Source organism: Providencia huaxiensis (assembly GCF_002843235.3).
In the GTDB taxonomy this organism is placed as follows: domain Bacteria; phylum Pseudomonadota; class Gammaproteobacteria; order Enterobacterales; family Enterobacteriaceae; genus Providencia; species Providencia huaxiensis.
Window position 1 is genome coordinate 3,293,402 of the sequence record NZ_CP031123.2, and the last position, 21,328, is coordinate 3,314,729.

A 21,328-nucleotide genomic window follows, 5' to 3' on the forward strand; every position below is an offset into this window, starting at 1 on the left:
CAACGGTTCACAAATTATTATACTTATAAAAGAGCTACAATTATGATTAAAAATAATGTTTCAAATAATAAAATATCATTTAAGAAAATACATCGTTTCTCGTGGGTCTCATTATTTGTTTGCTGGCTTATTTGGTTATTAAATGCTTATGATAGAGAAATGATATTAAGACTAGGCCCTGTTATTTCTCAGGAATTTAATTTAAGCCCTGAAGAATGGGGGAATATCGTTGCTATTATTATGATAGCCCTCGCTATTTTAGATATACCCGGTTCAGTTCTAAGTGATCGATATGGTTCAGGTTGGAAACGTGCTCGTTTTCAAGTTCCTTTAGTATTAGGTTATACCGCTATTTCATTTGTTTCTGGTTTTAAAGCTATTAGCCATAATTTAACCTATTTTATCCTATTAAGATTTGGAGTGAATCTCGGTGCCGGTTGGGGTGAACCTGTTGGAGTAAGTAATACGGCAGAATGGTGGCCAAAAGAAAAAAGAGGTTTTGCACTTGGTGTACACCATACTGGATATCCCATCGGAGCTTTATTAAGCGGTGTTGTTGCAAGTTTTATTATCTCTGAATTTGGCGAAGCGAACTGGCGATATAGCTTCTTTATACCACTCGTGGTCGCACTGCCTATTATGATTTTTTGGGCTAAATATTCAACCGCAGCACGGATCTCAATATTATATGAGCATATTGAAAAATCAGGCATGACCAAACCAGCAGAAAGTAGTAGTACTCAAGTACAAAAAGGCCAAGGATTTAAAATTTTTATTAAGACACTAAAAAATAGAAATATTGCACTAACAGCTGGGAATACATTATTAACTCAGATTGTTTATATGGGGATCAGCATGGTATTGCCCTCCTATTTATATCATGTCTCTGGGTTATCTTTAGCCGCTTCAGCGGGGCTGAGTATCATCTTCACATTAACGGGTGTACTCGGGCAAATTGTTTGGCCTTGGCTATCAGACATATTAGGTCGAAAAAGAACCTTAATCATTTGCGGTTTATGGATGAGCATTGGTATCGCTTTATTTTACTTCGCAACGTCAATGCCAAAAATTATCGCTATACAGCTGTTCTTCGGCTTGGTGGCTAATGCCGTTTGGCCAATTTACTACGCTATGGCATCTGATAATGCCAATGACCAATCCATTTCTACTGCAAATGGTATTATCACCACATCCATGTTCATTGGTGGTGCATTATCCCCGCTATTAATGGGCTGGTTAATTAATCTTGGTGGAGGCTGGAATAGCTCTTTAGGCTATATTTATACCTTCTTTGCAATGGCTGCCTGCGCACTACTTGGTGTCATATTACAGCTCTTTACTACCCACACATCACTGCATGAAAACCATACGGCAGCTGAATAAATCACTTTAAATAAGGTTGTTTAAACCCATAAAAAAACCCCTTAAACGGAAATTTACTAAAACGTTTAAGGGGAAATATAAAATATAAATTATCGAGTGAATATTTGTTCTGCTAACCGTAATTAAAACAATCCATTACGCAGTTAGGCCACCATCTAAGACCAATGTTTGCCCTGTTAAGTACTGGCTATTATCGCCAATCAAAAATTCAACTAGCTCTGCCACTTCTTGGGGTTGCCCTAAGCGGCGTAACGGGATGTTTTGGCACATAGCTTTTAATTTAGCTTCAGGCATTGCACGGGTCATATCACTATCAATAAGCCCCGGAGCAATACAATTCACACGTAACCCAAAACGCCCAACTTCATGAGCCAATGAACGCGTCAACCCCATCATCGCCGACTTACTCGCTGCATAAGCTGTTTGGCCAATATTGCCTTTTAGCCCAGTAATTGATGACATCAATACGATCGAGCCATTCCCCGTCATCAACATTGCAGGTAATAATTTACGGTGCCAATTCATCACGGAAATGACGTTGTTCTCTAGCACGTCTCGCCAGATTTCAGCATCTTGATGAATATGTAAGGCATCCCTAGTGATACCTGCATTATGAATAATAGCCGTAGGAGCCCCAAACTGTTCCAATAACGAGCTAGAAAGCGCATCAACTTGTGCTTCATTCTTGCCATCACACGGGGATCCTTTCACCCATGTATCTAAATCGGGGTTTTCAAGACTCGCTTGTGTTTCATTAACACCATCAACGTTACGCCCAGTAAAAACCACATTCCAGTGGCGTCGCAATTCACTAACCAGTGCGAGTCCAATTCCTCGGCTTCCTCCCGTCACGAGTATCCATTGATTATTTGCCATTTTAAGATTTCGGTTCCTTATCAATATGTTCACACAGTGCTTTTACCGAAATTTCTGGATGTTCTAGGAAAAATTCAGCATCTAAAACAACATTAAAGTCACGTTTAACAAGCACCATAAGTTCAACATAATCTAAGCTATCAAACTCTAACTGGACTAAAGTCATATCCGCATTCAACTCTTCTGCTTCTATATCTTTTGCGTCACAGATCATGTCACTAATTTTGATATAAATTTCTTGATATTGGCTCATTTTTTTTATCCTTGCATTCTTATTGAGTTATTGAATTAACTTTCAATGTTATTGAATTGTTTATTATTTTTTCCCCGTAATGGGCAGTGATACTGATACTTACTAATCGGCCACTCTCACTATCCGCAATGACTAAGGCGGGTAAAATACGTAGGTAAATAGGTTCAGGAGAGGTGATAGGAACCCATTTAGTCAGAAGTGCATGGTCAAAAACCACTTCTTGGTGGGTTTGTACGATAGGATAACGGCAAAAAATATCTTTCAACGTTGAGCCGGCTGGCAGCCATTGCGCGATCTCTTGTTGTTGAAATAAAGAGCTATCATGAATTAAGTACCAAAACAAAACTGCATCAATAAATTGCCATTCATACATTTCGTTGGGAAACTGAGAGAATATTGACTGCAATTTCACAAGTTCGGCGGTCGAAATCGTTATCTCATTTGCGATTTCATGTAATCGCGGTGGGGAGGTGACCGACAATTGGCAAGTTAAACAATTTTGTTGCTCATCAGAAGAGAGTAAAGCCACAGATCCCGCTTTATTTCGTGCAACTAATTGATAATCTTTATCGTTCCATAACGGATTGCGTAACCGCACGACACATTTGATAAACTCAGAGTCGATAACCTCTTGTGAAGCCAATAGTTCGTGATTTAATGATTCACTCGCAAATTGTTTCACATCGAGTAGTGCACGCATGCCATGTACACTCAGTTGCTCTCCGCCCTTCGCTTTGACCCATTCAAGGTCAAAATGAATCGGGTTATCATCACCAGAAAATGATGCCCACTGTTTTGCATCCTCAACGGTATAACGTAATGTCCTCATGACGCTTTCTCTAAAATCAGCGCCGCATTTGCCCCACCGAAGCCAAAACTCAGGTTTAGTGCACGCTTAACTTCACCAATACGGTGTTCGTTAGGGATATAATCGAGGTCACATTGCGGGTCCGAGTGATGTAAGTTAGCAGTTGCAGGCATCACGCCATGCGCCATCGCTTGCAAGCAAATAATGGTTTCAAAGCTACCAGCAGCGGCAATTAAGTGTCCGGTATAGGATTTAGTACTAGACATTGGGATTTGATAAGCTGCCGCACCTAATGCCTTTTTCAGTGATTCTGTTTCATTTAAGTCATTAAGAGCCGTTGAGGTCCCATGGGCATTGATATAATCGATAGATTCAGGAGCGGCTCCCGCTTGTTGTAAAGCCATTTCAATGGTTTTCACTCGGGCGACACAATCTTCTGCTGGTGATGTAAAATCAAATGCATCAGAAAAATTCGCATACCCTGTAATTTCACCCAAAATAGTGGCGCCACGTGAAATAGCGCTCTCACGCTCTTCTAAACACAACACGGCTGCACCTTCAGAAAGCACGAATCCACTACGGTCCGCACTGAATGGGCAACATGCACGAGTCGGGTCTTCCGCTTCACGAGTTAAAGCACCAAGAACATCGATATTCCATACAGCACAATCGGTCCGCAAGGACTCTCCTGCACCAGCGAGCATCATATCGGCTCGTCCATGACGGATCGCGTCAAAAGCATCACCAATCGCAATAGTGCCTGTCGCACAAGCCGCGATGGTCGTATTTTGATATCCACGCAGGTTCCAAAACTGGCTGCAAGCCGCTGTTGTCACACTTGGCATTGCATAAAAACAGTTGAAAGGCGAGGTCATCCCTGTCGCTTCGAATTCACTTACCGACATATAATTTTCATCAAGCCCTGCCCACCCCGATCCCATAATGACGCCACACATCAGAGGGTCATATAAATCCGTTAATGGCGTGTCTGCGAAGGCCATGTTCATGGCCTCTCGTGCGGCCCCCAAAGCTAAGCGCGTATGGCGCGGTAAACGACGACGAATAGCCGCGGGAACCCCTTTTAAGCTGGGTTCATTATCAATAAGCCCTAAAAAATGACTGTGGATATTTTGCGCAGTTTTATCAACGTAACGATAACCGAGCTTTTTATCCATAATCGCTTGCCAACATGCTGAAGCCGTATCCCCCAATGGAGTGACAGCCCCATAGCCTGTGACAACAACGCGTTTAAAGTGAGATTTTTGGTTCATAATGGGTTGTCCTCTTGTCGGGCGCTACCGCCACCTTGTGCTAGCCAAAGTTGCAGCGTTGCATAAAGATAATCGTATTGATTTTGAGCTAATGTGTTCTCAATAGTTAAAAGGTCATCTTGCGCATTAAGCAGTGTTTGATAATTCGCGGCACCAGCTCGGTAACGGCTGCTAGTGAGCTTTAACCGCTGCTGGCTAAGTGATAATGACTGTTGCAATTGCTGACGAATTTCATCCGCGGCAAAACGGGCTTCCATCGCGTTATCGACTTCTGATAATGCGGTATAAGCCGCACGACGAAATGCCACCGCAGCTTGTTGCACTTGTAAGTCGGATTGTTCAATGGTCAATTTCACCGTGTTCCACTGAATAAAAGGCAGAGAAATCGAACCTCCAACAACTCGTGTCGGGTCACTAAACCATTGAGAAAACAATTGGCTACCCGCATTAAGCGCACCTTGCAAAGACAGTGTCGGGTAGAAACTCAATTTAGCAGCGTCAGAGTCAGCAAGCGCGGAACGAAGACGTGACTCGGCAGCTTGAATATCTGGCCGCTGTGCTAATACGGACAACGGTGTTGCGTTAAGAATTTCAATTCGTTGATTTCGATTAAGTGCGGTGAGCTCACTGGCATGCTGCTCTGCAGGGCGGTTCAACAATAGGGCTAGCGCATTACGGGAACTGTCACGTTCTTTAATGATTCGTCGCAATTCATTTTTTCGACTAATCACAGTTTGCTGCGATTGTAAAAAATCCAGTTGGCTAACTTTTCCTGCCAAATACCAAGACTTAATTTGCTGCTGACTTTTTTCTGCAATCTTTTGGCTCGCTATCAGGTTATCAATCTGTTGATTTAACAGTGCAATATTCCAATATAATTGTGCTGTCGTATTAATAACCACTAATGCTGTTGCATGGTAATCCTGTTCGGTTGCTATTGCTTCCCACTCATTCTTTTCACGAATACGTGCAAGCTTTCCCCATAAATCAACTTCATAATTTAAGTTTAGATTTGAGCTATAACTCTCTTGAGGAGAGGTTCCATTGCGAATAGATTTTGTATTGCTTGCAGAGCCCCCAAGGGAGACATTTGGGGTTATATTAGTGTTTGCTAGCCCGGCCGTACTTCGCGCCAGCTTTAACTTAATTGCCGCTGCGGCTAAATCATTATTATTCTCTAGTACCTGGTTGATCAGTTGAGATAGCTGAGGATCTTTAAAGTTATCCCACCAATTTTCAGTTAGGTTCAATGACTGAACTGACGTCACTACGTCATTTGCACCGGATTGGTGTATTTTATCATCCCACTGCTGTGGCAATGTGAGCTCAGGACGTTGGTATTCCGTACGCGTAAAACTGCCGCAGCCATTTAGCAAAAATAAAGCAGAAATGATATAAAGCGATTTGATATTCATTCGCGTGCCAATGCCTCCGTTGGGTTGAGTTTGGCAGCCCGACGAGCAGGAAAATAGCCAAAAACAAAACCAATTAGAGCGGAAAAACCGCACGCTAATAAAATAGGGAACAGAGTAAACACCATCGTAAATTCAGTGGTGAGATAAGAAAAAACCCACCCCGCTAACCATGCACCGACAATACCAATAAACCCGCCAAGCGAACAAATCATCACGGCTTCTATCAGAAATTGGTTCATAATATCTTGAGGACGCGCTCCGACCGAAAGGCGGATCCCGATTTCATGAGTTCGTTCCGTCACAGAAACCAGCATGATATTCATCACCCCAACGCCGCCAACCAATAAGGAAATAGCAGCAATCGAGGTGATCAGTAATGACATAGAATCGGATGTTTTTTGTAATGCATTTGCGAGCTGGTCATCCGACTGAATAAAAAAGTCCTTTTTACCATGTTCGCGTAATAACAAACGCTCAACCTGTAATTTAGCTTGTTGAGAAGTTAAGCTTTCAGGGAAACGCAACGAAATAAATTCAATGGGTTTGTCCCCAACCACACGTTGCTGTAAGGATGAGTAAGGCACCCACCCCATAACAAAGCCACTCGACATTTTGGGCCCCGGTTTACGGGCAATACCAATAATTCGCCATGGTGAATGGCCAATTTGCACAATTTGCCCTAATGGTTCTTCTTCTGGTTGAAAAAGTACCTCTCGGCTTCCTTCATCCAACACGATAACGGGCTCACTGTCTGCCATATCGAGCGTACTGAATAAGCTACCATGTAAAAGCTGAAACCCTTGTGCCGCAAAATATTCTTCTGAAACCCCATTAAGCATGATTGAGTTATCCAAGCCTTTATTAACGACCATCGTCATGCTACTCGCGACGGGGGAAATAGACTCAACCCATGGCAACTGCTTTAGGCTTTTGACATCATTTAACGATAACGCACGCTCCATATCAGGCCGCTTAGCCCCCCACCCAGTGCCAGGGCGAATTTCCAGAGTCGTGCTGCCGAGTTTCCCGATTTCATCCATGATGGAGCGTCTTGCTCCTTCCCCCACGGCCATTGATGACACCACAGAAGAAATACCGATGATAATTCCCAACATCGACAAAAATGCACGCATGCGATGACCGAGTAAGGCCCGCCATGCCATACGAATAGACTCAATAATATTGCGCCACACCGATGCACGGCCATTATCTTCAACAGTAGGAAGCTGGTGTCGTTGTTTTGTGCCTTTCTGCGCTTGGTTCTGCTTATCAGAAACAATTTTTCCATCACTAATTTCAATAATTCGCTGAGTTTGCTGAGCGATATTTTTATCGTGGGTCACAATCACAACAGTGTGCCCATCGAGATGAAGTTGATGTAAAATATCCATCAATGCGTGACCACTAGCGCTATCTAATGCCCCTGTAGGTTCATCCGCAAGAATAATTTGCGCACCATTGACCAAGGCGCGACAGACACTGACACGCTGCTGTTGCCCACCAGATAATTGATAAGGTTTGTGATCCAAACGCGTTTGTAACCCTAGCTTTTCTGCTAATAAAGCAACTCGAGCGCTCCGCTCATCTTCTGGCATTGCCGTATACAAAGCGGGGATCGCAATATTTTCCTCTGCAGTCAGGTAGGGCATTAGGTGATAACGTTGAAAAATAAACCCAAGATATTGGCTACGTAATTCCGCCAGTTGGTCGCTATTCACCTCATGAACCGCAATCCCATTAATAAATACTTCCCCTTGAGAGGGCTTATCTAAACAACCAATGATGTTCATCAGAGTTGATTTACCTGAACCTGATGCGCCAATGATAGCGACCATCTCTCCTTGATTAATTGATAGCGAAATATCATTCAAAACAGGAATGGTTTGTGTACCAGCTGAAAACTCACGATAAACATGATGAAGTTCAATCAGAGGACGAGTTAAAGATACATTTCGTGTCATCGCCATTATTCACTCGCCACATTATCTGATTGAATAACAACTTGTTCACCCTCACTAATTCCCTCAAGAACTTCGACAAAATGGCGGTCATTAATGCCCACTTTGATGGTGCGCGTTTCCGGTTTTTCATTTTTGATCACGGTCACTTCATATTCGTTTGCACCCATCACACGCCCCAGCGCACTAGTAGGGAGTCGAATGGCATCTTTTACTTGTGCAACACGAATAAATACTTGTGCTGTCATTGATGTCTTTAATGCACGATCAGCGTTATCAACCTCGAACGTTCCGTTGTAATAAATCGCACTGTTCTGTTGCCCCCCAGAATTATTATTATTTTCATCAAGCGCTTCGGGCGGAATGGGTTGAACATACCCCATCGTACTCTCGTAGTGCGTTTCCGGGTCTGCAATCACATAGAACGTGAGGGGTTGGCCTGGGCTAATTTTTTGAATATCCGCTTCTGAAATTCGTGTCTGAACCTGCATTTTATCCAGGTTCGCCAACACTAAAATGGTTGGTGCTGTCTGTGAAGAAACGATGGTTTGCCCTTCGTTCGCCACAATACCCAGCACTTCACCACTGATCGGCGCGACGATCCGTGTAAAATTGAGGTTAGCTTGTGCAGTTTGTACGTCCATTTCTGATTGCGTGATTAACGCCTCATTGACATTAACCTGCTGTAATTGCGCCTCATATTGTGCTTGCGCTTGTTCATATTCACTGCGAATACCGGAACCATCTCGCTGCATCACTATTTGACGCCGATAGGCTTTGATGTACTGTATTAAAGTTGCTTCTGCAGCCCGTTTTTGCGCCTGAGCACTGGATAACCGGGCGGTTGCATTTTTGAGCTCAGACTGTTGGATAGTCGGGTCGATTTCTGCTAATAACTCCCCTTTAACTACTTTGTCGCCTTGTTTTACATACAATTTTCTGATTTGCCCGTTAACCTGAGCCCCTACGTTAACTTGCATTGAGGGCTTTAATTTCCCCGTTACCATAACGATTTTTTCTATATCGCCACGTTCCACCGATAAAATTACGTTTTCATACAATACTGGGGCGGGTGATTGCCAAACAAAACGGCCGATCACCACGATCAACACAAGCAGTGCCACCAGCCCACCTAAAGTGCGTAATCGTCGGGCCGTTAAACCCAATATTGGTGTTACGTGACGAGAGGTCATAAGGGAGTACCTTCCATTACCGCTAATAAAGAAGGTTCAGATTGAGGCGTGCCTGCGGTGACAGAAGGGTCTTTATTGGTGCTTATCTCAAGACTTAATTTCCCATCCACGATTCGGTAAAGTGCATCAAAATTAGCCGCTAGCTCTTCACTGTGAGTGACGACAATCAATGTCTTACCTGTTTTCTGGCAATGTGATTGAATAGTCGCCATGACTATTTTTGCTGTTTCTTCATCCAAATTGGCAGTGGGCTCATCCAATAATAAAATAGGACGGGCACTGTACAACGAACGAGCTAATAACAAACGTTGGCGTTGCCCAAGTGACAGTGCCGCATGGCTTTCTCTTATTAACGCATTCACTCCACCAGGTAATTGATTAATCACTGCACCGAGTGCCAATTTATCGAGCAGCACTTCGACTCTTTTTTTATCTTTTTCACGGAAATTAGGGTCAAATAGCGTAATGTTATCTAAGACTCTCGCATTGAATAGAATATCTTCTTGGCTTTGCAAGCAAACCAATTGCGTAAGCTGCTGCACACTGACGGCTTCCCCATTGGATTCGCATATTCCTTGCTGTGGGCTGAATAAACCCGCAATGGTGCGTAATAACGTGCTTTTTCCTACCCCAGATTCCCCAACAATGGCAACCTGTGAGCCTGAAGGTAAGTCTAATGACACATTATTTAAAATCGGTTTTGCAGGGTCATAACAGAAATGAATCCCCTTGAAAGATAAGTGTGGTGCATTTCCTTGCACTGAGGCTTGTTTCTCGTGGAATGGTTCGGTGTCCTGCTCGCTTTTCTTAGGGAATAAAGAATGGGCGCGTGTATCAATAATATGCAGTTGTGACTTATGTATAATCGCATAAAAAATACGCGTCACATAATTGGTGAAAATTTGACGTAAGAAACTATAAGCAAAGAAATCCCCCAACGAAATTAACTCATTGGCCACCATAGGTAGAACCACCAACATAAAAATGACCATCTCCAAACTACCGATTAATTGATAGATGCCATCTTTAATTTGTTGATACACATTTCTGCGTTGCATACAGGTAAACAATTCACGGTTTAACCATGCAAATTGCGCCTTACGCTGATTTTCTATCCCTGCTGTTTTTATGGTCAGAATGCCTTGCAGCGTCTCCATAAAAAAGTCATTTAATTCTGCTGATTTTAGCTGTAACTGCTGGGTGTACCACCGGTCACGAATAATCGCCCATACACTAATTAAGCCCATCACGGTAACACCCGCAGCCGAAATAGCGGCTAACACGGGGGCAATCCAAAACATGGTACCTAATGCGATTGCACAAATAACCCAATCCGTTCGTAACCCGTTATCCAGCTCAATTTTTTCGGTTAATGCCCTCTGCCAAGCAACAAAACGGCTAAAAACATCCCCGGGTGCGCGTTTTTCAAAAAAGCGCAATGGATTACTCAATAAACGGGAAAAGCCAACCCCGCTTTTAATCAACACAAAGTGTTTTACGAAACGCTCGCTGAGCATTCTCACGCCAAGGGCTAATAGTGTTGCAACCACAAAGGCAACAATAAACCAGCCATAAGGGAAAATGGCATTTTTAGCGTCGGAAAAGGCTTGGTTAATCGCATTGCTCACCATGGCTGGCATTAAAAATAGCGTTAAAGAAACCAAAAAAGCGAATATCATCAACCAATAAACACCGCGAATCTCTGAGGTTTCTTTCAGGCTCATTGCATGAGGAGCTTTCTTCCCATCCCCATCATTTTTGTCTTCTGGTGCTAGCGATTCAATTCTTTCCAGCGCGGTATCCGGCTCTAAAATTAATGCATAGCCGCTGATTTCCGCTTTTAATGCAGAGAAAGGTAACCATTGCTGCCCAATTGCAGGGTTCATCACGCACACGTTATTTCCCTTACGATAAGCAAGCAGCACAAAATGGTTTGCTCCGTAATGTAAAATAGCGGGAAGCGGTAAGCTATTGAGCTCTTGGTGCTCAAATAGCACCGGTGTCGTCGCAACACCGTAATTAGCTAAGATGGACGAAAGATCAATCAAAGAAGTTCCATGATCCGATGCCGGATACATCTCTCGCAGCGTTTCAAGAGAAACGTTGAGGCCTTGGGTTTGTGCTAACATCGCAATACATGCTAAGCCACATTCATTGGTTTCTTCTTGAGAAACAAAATTTGGAATAATATTTTTCATTATTATTTAATGGCTAATAAAATAAAGTGAATGGCTATGCCATAAAAGCCAATCATTGGGATAATGACGAACTGCATTTTCAATAATGGCTGGCATTTGAGTTGCAACATCTTTTGCTGCAACAGGCGGATAAACTTTGATTTGTAAACCGTTTTGGTAGTACAGATGATAAAAAACTACCTGTGCCGAAATCGCACTGGATAAACGCACGACACCATTTTGTAACTTTGCTGCACGGTTAAATAAATGGCACGATAATTTGCTCGACGCCCCTTCCTCAGTTTGAACCGTGTAATCAGGGGTAATATCAGGGAAAACAATCATATTCTTTTGCCCTGTCGCCGTTTCTGTCATCGCGGTCATTAATTGGCTAGCTAATACTTTATTTCCCTGATGAATAGAGCAATAAGATAAATTCACCTGACCTAGCTCACGTGCCGAAGCGTTATACTTTTGCTGCTCTGCGCTCGACGAAACCACCACCGTCGCATTGCCAGGAGTCACCCCCGCCCCAACCATTGTGGCTAAAACATCAGAAACCATATGCAACGGAGCAAGTACAACGGGTTTATTTTGTTGGTGCAAAGGCGCAACAACGCTATCAAGTTCAAGGGTACAAACTCGAACTTGCGCCATGATTTCTTGGTTTTGTCCCCATGTGGCTGCCTCTTCCAAAATGAAGCGTCGAATAGCTATCCAGCTCATATCAATATGCCCTTTCGTTTCCATTAAACTACGAAAGTTTTCCGTGGCGACTTTATTACGATTACGATATTGACGGCCTAATAAACCAGCGCGACATAATAAATTAGAAACAAATAATACCGATGTGATATAGCCCCGACGCAATAACAACCGTAAAAAGGCAAGCCCACTATGATTAAGTTTTTGATATCCTTTTTTAAACGGCATCAAACAGTTTTTCGCTGTAAATACCGTCCAAACAATGAAAAACCGGATCACCGTAACTCCTCATTACTTTTGTCTAATAACTCAAGCATATAGGTAGTAAAGTCTGCAAAATCGCGGTCTTGATAAACAACATAGCGTTTATTGATAATAAAGGCAGGTGTTCCAGTGATTTGATAAAATTTGCTAATTTCAAGCATATATTTAAGACGTTCTTGAACGGCTTGGCTTTCACTGGTTTTTAGGTATTGAGTAGAATCAATATTGTGCTGTTTTAACCATTGGTTTAAGACATCTTTGTTAGCTAAATCAAGCTTATCGCTGATAACGGCAGTATAAAGATCCTGACGGTATTGAGATTCCACACCCATCTCTTCCAATGTCGCAAAAATAGGCGCATAGGCAGCCAGCCCTAGATTATTATCCTTGGCTAAATGAATGACTTTAAAGTTGACATTCTCAGGGAGTGTTTTTTCGAATTGGCTGACATTGTCATGATTTACTGCACAATAATGGCAACCATAAGAAACAACTTCTATGATGCTATTATTTTCTTTTATTGGACTCAACAGAGCTTGTTCACTATTAAATTCAATAAAAGAAGAAACTTGTGCATCATCATTTGAGAAAGTATTAAAAACAAAAATATGATAGGACAAAACCGTCATGAGTGAAGAAACGATAATAACAAATAGAGTATAAAGTGTAATAGTTATTGGTTTAAAACGAGTATTCATAACAGTTAATTCCATTCAGGTACGAAAAATACATGGGGATAGCTCCCCATGTATCAACTAATAAAAATTAAATTTAATATTATGGAGCTGTTACATCACAGTTTGGTGCATCAACAGCTTTCGCTGAGTATGTTTTGTTACCGTGCTTATCAGTACAAGTTGTTACTAATTGGCAAGATTTAACTCCACCAATAGTGATGCTCTCATAAGTATCAGTACAAACTTGTTCTGTTCCACCAATTACAGCAGCAGCTTCGATAGCATTTAACTTTTTCATGTTATTTCCTTTTATATAGATTTAAATTAATAAAACACCCTATTTATTGATAATGGACATCAATAAATTCTTTAGATTTTTAATTAACACATGAAGTACCACATGAATAATTAAAAATTCAATTCTTCTAATTTTTCATTATTATCAAATAAAAAAATCGCTTTTTCTTTGACACTTTTCGCTTTCTCTCTCTCACCTAATTCATTTAAAACAAGGATCCAAGAAAAATAAACATTAACATCTAACCAAGAACGTGAATAACTTTCAGCCCAAGATGAAAACAAATTCAAATAATAAGGGTCTTGCGTCTCATTATAGCGTAATAAATATCCCATATTGAGATCTAATTTATAACGATCATCGATTAAGTAATATTTCCATTCGCTATAATCAGGCTCATTTCTCGAAAGAAGAAACTGTTGCCCTGTTTTTTCTATATAGGTTAAATATTGCTGCGTTTGCAAAGTAAAATACAGCAACCCCATTGATAAAAAACCACCTAACGCAATAACTATTTTAGAACAATACCCTACAACTTTATTCAAATGATATTTTTTAGTTGGAATATCAGCACAACGTATTAGCAGTATCAGTACCACCCCATGAGGTATTGATAGCCACAATGGAAACTCTGTCATCATGTGTAAAACAATTGGTAATGCAATAACTAAAAAAACATAATTATTATTTTTATTTTTTAATGAAGAATAAAGTAGATACCCACCACCAATAATAACTAACAATATCGCAGCAATGCCAACTAACCCACCTTCAACCATCCAACGTAATATCTCATTATGTGGATGTGACATGCCCCTTACTTTGGTTTCTAGTAACCCACCACCAAAGCGCTCTAAAAATACAGATTCAAAACTACCAACACCCGTACCAAATAAAACATTCTCACTGAATAAATATAAACTATGCTGCCACAATACCCATCTAATATGCGATGTCTGTAATTTACTTTCAGAAAAGTCAGAAATATTAAAAGCAACTTTTATTCCATAACCAACAATAAGACCGATAACAATCGCTATTACAGAATAAAAAATATATTTACGATGATACTTTGCAAAAAAATAAAAAACAACAACAATTAATAATAAATTTAAATATCCAGTTAATGATTGAGACAACGATAATACGGTGCTCATTAAAATGAGACTCACAATGATAATAGTAGACGCATACCATGTGATGGTTCTTATTAAAATAAACATACCTATTGCACTGGCAATGCCAACACAAATAAAACTAGAAAGAACATTAACTTGTTGGAATACGCCATATGGCCTATCCCCTGATATTGGGAAAAATTTAAAAACTTGTGCTATTGAATATAGGCTCTCAATAATAGCAGCAAATAATACACTGCAAACAATTATTTTCAATACGGATTCTGAAATATTTATTTGCAATAAAACTTGATAAAAAAATAACGCACCCAATAACCAATATGCAGTCAAGTATGCATTAAGCTGGTAATCTTCAGGTGAAAAAAAACATAAACCTAATAATAACACCAACCCAAGCGTAATATAATTACTCGACTTAGAGTAATATAATTTTGAATTTTTAATTTGTGTAATATTAACCACTATAATAAAAAAAGCAATAAAAAAACTACTAATTATATTAAATGGTAATGACAAACCTGTTCCACCCATATTCGGCAAATAAATATGCAATATAATACCAAAAAATATTATAACAAAACCTAAAAGCCCCCATGGATAACTTTCTTTTTTATTATTTTTATTTTTTATTGCAAAAATCATATTTTCATTCGTTATTGATAATTTAATGTATAGTATGCTGTACTATAAAAATTCCCATAAGTAATAGTTTGGTTAACTCTCGCTTCAGGCTCAGCCTCGACATAAGCCTTAAATTGAATTTCCGTATTATTTGTTGCCAAGTTTTGCGCTAGTGATGGCGTATTCAATTCTATGGGTGTTTCATTTAAATTTAATAACCCAATACCAATACCGCTAGCTTCACTTTGGTCACTAATCGCAAGATGGTCAGGAAGATTCCCATTTTCAATTCCATTAAATGTCACTGTCACCGATTTAAATATAGTCGTATTACAATTCGCTAAATGAATTGAGAAATTTAAAGGTTTCGATTTGCCTTCTTTATAAAGTTCTTTAACCGAGATTTGTTGAAAACTAACAGAGACCTTCTCACTTCCAGGCGCTATCTGACATGGCGTAGCAACAACCATGCCTTTGAATGAATAGCTACCCATATTACTCGGGATCACACTCGCACTCACCGCCCCCGAGACTAATAAATATAAGCCAATCGACAATAAATATTTTGTACGTTTTAACTGATTATTATTTCGCATGATCGGCCTCATTGGAATTCAGCAAGAATGGTTCCGGTACTTGTAAACTCACCTTCTTCCACACTACTTCCAGGCGCTGCTATTGGCGCAGCCGTTAAGTTCCAAGTACCTTGGTTATTAATAAAGTTAGGCACTTGGTATGCTTGATTCGGTTTTACCAATGTACCCGTCACATTATCAGTCACCACAATGCCAAGATTTGTGCGTTTCACACCATTTTTTAATGTACCGAAATAAGCAGGGTTAAAATCCGCACTACCTGACGCCCCTGGTAAGAGTGACAGCTTGATATTTAAATCACCTGTCGTAAAACTCCCACCGCTACATTTGACTGGGATCTTAAAGGGCTGAGCATAATTAACTCCATTTAACCGTTCACTCGTATTTGCTACATCAAGAAAATCAATATTAATTGGGTTACCTTGATTAATCGTACACTCATCAGCAACCGTGATAATCCCTGCTCCTAAAACAACCCGAGTTGAAGGGATTGATGCATAAGCTGTACTGCCATTCGCTGGGCTGCCTTTTTTAGCAAAAACCTGTACCAGTTCAGCTTGGTTGATGGTAATGCCATTTATAATCGGTTTTTTCAGTCTAAACGTGATTGTTCCGCTCGATCCCGTCCGTAACTCGACGCCATAATCACGGCTATTGACACTCGGTGGAATACACTCTATTGGCTCAGATCCCCCATTCCATATATCTTTAACAGGAACAGGAACTTTCTGACCAATCGTTCCCCCAATTTGAATTTCAACTTTTACATCAAAATATTCATTAAGGTTCAGATACCCTGGGTTTTGCATTGATGTAGGAATGGTTGACATTAAATCAAATGTCATTCCTGAATCAGGATCTGAACTCCCAGACCCTCCTGTATTCATTTTTTTTTGGCAATAAATATCGAAAAAAGGCCAGTTACCTACATCAAAATTGAATACTGTTTCGGCATCCTTCTCATTGACAAGTATCTGATTATTCATCCTTGCTTCGAATGTATAAGTCCCCCCAGTAGGTATAACCGAGCCGTGAGGAAAGCCCAAAGCAGATAACGGGAAAGCCCCTATTGTCAGTAAACCAGCCACAAGAGTCATATCTTTTAGTTTTTTGTTGTTGGATACAAACATGGTTATAAATACTCCAGTTTTAGCCTAATTAACCCACTAAAAGTTCCCGCTGAAACAGACTGTGCTGTAGATTCTAATGAGGCATTAAGTGTAATGTTGTTATCACCAGGTTTGATCACCCATGAGCTTGTTGGCTGATTGACCATTAGGTTTTGATGTTCCTTACTGGAAATACGTAATCCTGCGCCTCGAATATCACCTGTAACTCGCACGAGCTCAGGGTTAAAAAAATTCGAATCTCCTGCAATACTCAATGAAACAGCACTTTCACCTGTTAGGTAGTAACGCTGCGCATTTTGAGTTGACTCTCCAGCAGCATTCACAAATGACTTAGATGCTCCTCGCTGACAATCTTTGAGTCGAATATTAAATGCAACAGGCGCGCTTCTATCGCCAATACGACGAAACGCTCTAGCATTAATCTCACCTAAATCAATATATTGCTCTTGAGTCTCCAATTCGAGGACACAAGGTGATGCATAAACGCTCCCTGTAAAATGCACAGTACTATGAACGTCTAGCAACGTTTGGCGTGATAGTTTTTCATCCGCAATATCTGCAACCGCAGAGAAACTTCCTAGCCCTAACAATACGATCCCTAAGCACCTAATGTTCATATGAATACTCCTAGCGAATCTGTTGTTCTGGTGGTAACGCTTTACACGTATTTCCGCTACAACTGTATTTCAGTTCTGGATGACCACCATAATCATTCACATACATCATGGTGAAACTATCAGCTGAGCTATTGACCTTAATATCGAGATTAGATTTAGGGGCGATCATTACGCCAGGAAAATCAGTCAGTTTTTTTCCGCCGTCTGCCACAAGTTTATTATTCAGGCTAATAATGGTCACAAAATAAGGTGTTGGGTTTTCAGCACGCCAATTATTCCCCTGTTTATAAAATGTCACTTGGTCTTGCCAAACCGCACTTTTAGATTCAGGAATAATAGCTGTCGGCCGATAAAATAATTTAATGCGCGATTGCATCGCTAGCTGTAAAACATTTGGTTTATCAGGCTTCGGTGGAACTTCACGCACATTTAAATAAAACAGACTTTCTCGGTCTTGGGGGAGCTTATCTATTTCGGCTGTTTTTGAAACACGAGCAACGCCTTTTTGCCCACCATTAATGCGTTGTAATGGAGGTAATACAACTAATGGCGATGTAATTTTTTTCCCATTGGCATCTTCAACCCATGACTGAGCAAGAAAAGGAATACTTGAGCTGGTGTTTGATAAATTAGCACTCGCAGAATTTTCATCGCCTTTAATGATCAGTCGTGTTCTATCTAGTGAAATACCTGCATATGATTGCCCTACGCCAACCATCATAACTAGCAAACCACCTACCCATTTATTTATACGAATCGCCATTTTCTCTACCTTATAAGATACTTTTTCAAACTGTCATTACATTATTGGCAAGGCAGCAAAACTGACATACCCGAATTAATTTTTTCAGGCAGTTGAATTTTACATTGCGCTTTTCCGCCCCAAGATACCGTTAATGTTTCTTTAGGATTTACTGCCATCAAATACGCCAATCCATTTTCCATTAACATGGCAATATTAATACCATCAGCGTTTGTCACATCAGCACCAAACGGAGGTACCGTATCGTTATAACGAATAGTTGCGATGAGCTTTTCACCTTCTGCTACATCAAACCGCTGATAACCGATTGCACCTTCTGTTAATGTCGATGTTGCTATCGCCTTATTGGTATCAACGTTATTTTTTAACTTATCGACATCAATACGTGTGTCGAAGCTGTAATAGCTGACAATGTCAGGCACAACAGAAATACCAGCCCAGTTAGTCCGCGTTTTTTCATGGTTAAACGGCACGCCACCAACACCGTTGGTATCGACCATAATTCTTGCTGTATCCGTTGTACCAGTACTGTTATGTAATGCAGAGCCATGTTTGGTAGCAGTAAAACCACCGCGTAATGTCCCGTTGATCGATGCCGTTTGCCTTTCTTGATAGCTGACATTGGTATTAACTTCAGCAAGTTGCGTCCGTTTTTGATAATATCCATCAAACCGCACGCGATCATCGCTGCTTCGGCCGGCTCTAACTCGCCATAAGTTATTCATGTCCCTGTTATCACTGTAAGAGAGCATGTGGCTGGTCTTACTGCCGCTGTTTTGCAAGTCGTATCCTGCCCAACGGCTATCACCAACAGGTACTGAAACCGAAAGTGAAATGCTATCGTCACGTCGGCCTCGGTAGTCAGAACGGTAAGCCGCAATATTGGTTGAGACACCATCGATGCCCATTAGACGAAATGTTCGACCCACAGATAAGCCATACCTATCTTGAGATGTTTGGTCCCAAAAAGTCTGATGGGTATAAGTTAGGAATACCGTCGTTCTCCAATCAGGATCATCAGCCCAAAAAGTTTTATTCCCTGTCACGGTATACATCTCTTTTTGACGGCCAATACCCAGATATCTGTTCTCACGCTCATCTAAGTATTGCGACAGCGTTCTAAACTTATCCTGCGAGAAGCGGTAACCCGCAAAAGTAATCGTACTGTTAAGTTCATCAAATGATTTTGAATAACTCAGGCGATAAGAAGAACCCGTTTGCGTGTTATCACCTGGCATTCTGCTAATGGATTGTGTGACATCTGCAGAAAGCGCACCAAATATAGATAAATCACGCCCTAACCCAGCAGATATTGCGGTGTAATCCCTACCAGCAAAAAGTAGCCCACCAATGAGTGACCAGTTATTGCTCAGTCCCCAAGAGAAATCTCCCGTGGCAAACATTGGCCCCTCAAGCTTGTGATTAAATCGAGATGGCTTACCGACCGAAGCGTTGTAACGCACATAACCTGGGCGCGTTAAATAAGGGATATTTGCCGTATCAACTTGAAAAGTCGATACCTCGCCGTCATCGCCTTCAACTTTGACATCCAAGGTTCCACGAACGGAGCTTTGCAAATCTTGAATACTGAATGGCCCCGCAGGTACCGTCGTTTCATAAACGACACGCCCAGCTTGAGTCACAACAATTTTTGAATTGCTTTTCGCGATACCATTAATCTGTGGCGCATATCCCCGTAGATTCGGTGGTAACATACGTTCATCACTGGCCAGGTTAAAACCGGTGAAGCGGATCGTGTCAAAAACCTGAGAATTTAAATAAATTTCCCCCAGTGTCAGCTTAGCCGCCATGTGGATCAGAGGACGATATGCATAAAACTGGTTCCAATCGAATTTTCTATCACCGCGCTCGTTATAATTAGCTTGATAATCAGCTCTAAAGCGCCACGCCCCTAAGTTAAACCCGGTTTGGCCATATGCTGACAATGAGTGCTTGTTTGTATTTGTCGTCAAAGAACGAGAAATTGACCCTGTCAGGTTATAATCAAATATAAGGCCTGAAACCCCTGAATCCCAACGCTCAGGCGGTACCCAACTAGGATCGGAATATTTCATCCATGCCTGTGGAATAGTGATATCCAGTTTGCCTTCATTATTATTAATTTTAACGCCTGAAATAGGTAAAATATTTGAACATTCAGGGGATATGGCTTGGATTTTTTTTAACGCATCTTCTTTGAGCGCTAACATTTCAATTTGCTTAGGAGTAAAACAAACTAATGATTTTTCACTATCTTGAGGATCGGTAATATAAGTGACTTTCTGCTGCGACAATGATTGTCCATTAATATAGACATCTAATAAATAAGTCCCAGGAAATACAAAGTTATCTTTAGAGAATCGAGTTAAATCAATATTGTTACGATCACCAACATCTAATACGTCAACGTTAAACTCAACAAGATCATTTGCAGACATATTTGGTGAATAGCAAAGTACTGCAATATATATTGCAAATAGTCTTTTTATATTATTTATATTTCCATTTAAAATAATCATTTTAATTACTCAGTATTCACTCGTTGGCTAGAGATTTAGTTCAATTCTCTTTTATATGTAATTATTAGTTTTAGAAATAATCCATCCTAAACCTTAGAACCCCTTCGAAATCACCTGCCTTAATATGCTTTTGATAAGCAACTAAAACAGCAGTAAAATCTAATCTATTGCGCCCTTCTAATAATGTGTAATCCGGCATTTTTCTATTAAGCTTAAGTATTTCTCCGTGAGAATCTCTAAATTGAATTCCAAATCCTTCTGAATCACCACTCACTTGTAAAATTTGGTCATCATTAACAGAGGTTCCCATCATGGTTATTTGCGCGCGCGATGCACTACCTTTGTCATTAGAAGGCAACGTACATCCAACGAGCTTTATATCAAAATCCTTACTCACCAAAATATTGATTTCTGGGGTAATCTCTCGGGCACTAATTTCACCAAAATTAACCCAAAGCTCTCGGCTTTCAGGATCAATCGTGCATGAGGCTTCTATTAATTCACCTTGCATTACAATATCACCAGGGGTGTTATTGCCGGTCATTCCCCAACTTAATAGAGGCCATAACAAACTAGAGCCTAGTGTTATTTTTGCAACCCGACTTATCATGGACAATACCATTTAGTTATTGGTAGGTTTTATTAATGCGGAGTATTAAATACTC

19 protein-coding genes are annotated in these 21,328 nt (G+C 40.7%); 1 reads left to right on the forward strand and 18 read right to left on the reverse strand.

Going from position 1 to position 21,328, the window contains the following annotated elements:
• The first annotated feature begins 42 nt into the window (after nucleotides 1-42).
• Nucleotides 43-1,383, forward strand: a complete 1,341-nt coding sequence (locus CYG50_RS16830; protein ID WP_102138127.1) for an MFS transporter — start codon at nucleotides 43-45, stop codon at nucleotides 1,381-1,383.
• A gap of 135 nt (nucleotides 1,384-1,518) precedes the next feature.
• Here the strand turns inward: CYG50_RS16830 and CYG50_RS16835 are convergent, their stop codons facing one another.
• The 18 genes from CYG50_RS16835 to CYG50_RS16920 all read right to left on the reverse strand — a co-directional run bounded on the left by CYG50_RS16835 (nucleotide 1,519) and on the right by CYG50_RS16920 (nucleotide 21,273).
• Nucleotides 1,519-2,259 carry an SDR family NAD(P)-dependent oxidoreductase gene (locus CYG50_RS16835; RefSeq protein WP_102138128.1) on the reverse strand — a complete coding sequence of 247 codons (741 nt, stop codon included), beginning with the start codon at nucleotides 2,257-2,259 and terminating at the stop codon, nucleotides 1,519-1,521.
• Between the two features lies 1 nt (nucleotide 2,260).
• Nucleotides 2,261-2,512 carry an acyl carrier protein gene (locus CYG50_RS16840; RefSeq protein WP_102138129.1) on the reverse strand — a complete coding sequence of 84 codons (252 nt, stop codon included), beginning with the start codon at nucleotides 2,510-2,512 and terminating at the stop codon, nucleotides 2,261-2,263.
• A gap of 19 nt (nucleotides 2,513-2,531) precedes the next feature.
• Nucleotides 2,532-3,341 carry a hotdog family protein gene (locus tag CYG50_RS16845; protein WP_102138130.1) on the reverse strand — a complete coding sequence of 270 codons (810 nt, stop codon included), beginning with the start codon at nucleotides 3,339-3,341 and terminating at the stop codon, nucleotides 2,532-2,534.
• Nucleotides 3,338-4,591, reverse strand: coding sequence for a beta-ketoacyl-[acyl-carrier-protein] synthase family protein (locus CYG50_RS16850; protein ID WP_102138131.1), 1,254 nt, complete (start codon nucleotides 4,589-4,591; stop codon nucleotides 3,338-3,340). The genes CYG50_RS16845 and CYG50_RS16850 overlap by 4 nt, the downstream gene beginning before the upstream one ends.
• Complete coding sequence (locus CYG50_RS16855) at nucleotides 4,588-6,000, reverse strand: efflux transporter outer membrane subunit (protein ID WP_102138258.1); 1,413 nt, start codon at nucleotides 5,998-6,000, stop codon at nucleotides 4,588-4,590. Before CYG50_RS16855 ends, CYG50_RS16850 begins: the two co-directional genes overlap by 4 nt.
• A 2-nt stretch (nucleotides 6,001-6,002) precedes the next feature.
• A complete protein-coding gene (locus CYG50_RS16860) occupies nucleotides 6,003-7,973 on the reverse strand; it encodes an ABC transporter permease (RefSeq protein ID WP_375373106.1) in 1,971 nt (656 codons plus the stop codon).
• Nucleotides 7,973-9,157 carry an efflux RND transporter periplasmic adaptor subunit gene (locus CYG50_RS16865; protein ID WP_102138132.1) on the reverse strand — a complete coding sequence of 395 codons (1,185 nt, stop codon included), beginning with the start codon at nucleotides 9,155-9,157 and terminating at the stop codon, nucleotides 7,973-7,975. Before CYG50_RS16865 ends, CYG50_RS16860 begins: the two co-directional genes overlap by 1 nt.
• Nucleotides 9,154-11,355 (reverse strand): peptidase domain-containing ABC transporter, encoded by a 2,202-nt coding sequence (locus CYG50_RS16870; protein WP_102138133.1) that lies wholly within the window; start codon nucleotides 11,353-11,355, stop codon nucleotides 9,154-9,156. The genes CYG50_RS16865 and CYG50_RS16870 overlap by 4 nt, the downstream gene beginning before the upstream one ends.
• 6 nt (nucleotides 11,356-11,361) lie before the next feature.
• The gene (locus tag CYG50_RS16875; protein WP_102138134.1) at nucleotides 11,362-12,318 is read right to left on the reverse strand and encodes a lysophospholipid acyltransferase family protein; all 957 of its coding nucleotides are present in this window, start codon (nucleotides 12,316-12,318) and stop codon (nucleotides 11,362-11,364) included.
• On the reverse strand, nucleotides 12,315-13,001 hold the full coding sequence (locus tag CYG50_RS16880) for a DsbA family protein (RefSeq protein ID WP_229597488.1): 687 nt from the start codon (nucleotides 12,999-13,001) through the stop codon (nucleotides 12,315-12,317). Before CYG50_RS16880 ends, CYG50_RS16875 begins: the two co-directional genes overlap by 4 nt.
• Before the next feature lie 79 nt (nucleotides 13,002-13,080).
• Complete coding sequence (locus tag CYG50_RS16885) at nucleotides 13,081-13,278, reverse strand: DUF4762 family protein (protein WP_102138136.1); 198 nt, start codon at nucleotides 13,276-13,278, stop codon at nucleotides 13,081-13,083.
• 110 nt (nucleotides 13,279-13,388) lie between these two features.
• Nucleotides 13,389-15,059 carry a PglL family O-oligosaccharyltransferase gene (locus tag CYG50_RS16890; RefSeq protein WP_102138137.1) on the reverse strand — a complete coding sequence of 557 codons (1,671 nt, stop codon included), beginning with the start codon at nucleotides 15,057-15,059 and terminating at the stop codon, nucleotides 13,389-13,391.
• Nucleotides 15,060-15,070: 11 nt separating this feature from the next.
• The gene (locus tag CYG50_RS16895) at nucleotides 15,071-15,634 is read right to left on the reverse strand and encodes a fimbrial protein (RefSeq protein ID WP_229597489.1); all 564 of its coding nucleotides are present in this window, start codon (nucleotides 15,632-15,634) and stop codon (nucleotides 15,071-15,073) included.
• A gap of 8 nt (nucleotides 15,635-15,642) precedes the next feature.
• On the reverse strand, nucleotides 15,643-16,764 hold the full coding sequence (locus CYG50_RS16900; RefSeq protein ID WP_102138139.1) for a fimbrial protein: 1,122 nt from the start codon (nucleotides 16,762-16,764) through the stop codon (nucleotides 15,643-15,645).
• A gap of 2 nt (nucleotides 16,765-16,766) precedes the next feature.
• Nucleotides 16,767-17,381, reverse strand: coding sequence for a fimbrial protein (locus CYG50_RS16905; protein ID WP_102138140.1), 615 nt, complete (start codon nucleotides 17,379-17,381; stop codon nucleotides 16,767-16,769).
• A 10-nt stretch (nucleotides 17,382-17,391) separates the two neighbouring features.
• Nucleotides 17,392-18,144, reverse strand: coding sequence for a fimbrial biogenesis chaperone (locus CYG50_RS16910; protein WP_102138141.1), 753 nt, complete (start codon nucleotides 18,142-18,144; stop codon nucleotides 17,392-17,394).
• A gap of 41 nt (nucleotides 18,145-18,185) precedes the next feature.
• Nucleotides 18,186-20,663 (reverse strand): fimbria/pilus outer membrane usher protein, encoded by a 2,478-nt coding sequence (locus CYG50_RS16915; protein WP_102138142.1) that lies wholly within the window; start codon nucleotides 20,661-20,663, stop codon nucleotides 18,186-18,188.
• Between the two features lie 70 nt (nucleotides 20,664-20,733).
• Complete coding sequence (locus CYG50_RS16920) at nucleotides 20,734-21,273, reverse strand: fimbrial protein (RefSeq protein WP_166264108.1); 540 nt, start codon at nucleotides 21,271-21,273, stop codon at nucleotides 20,734-20,736.
• Nucleotides 21,274-21,328 lie beyond the last annotated feature (55 nt).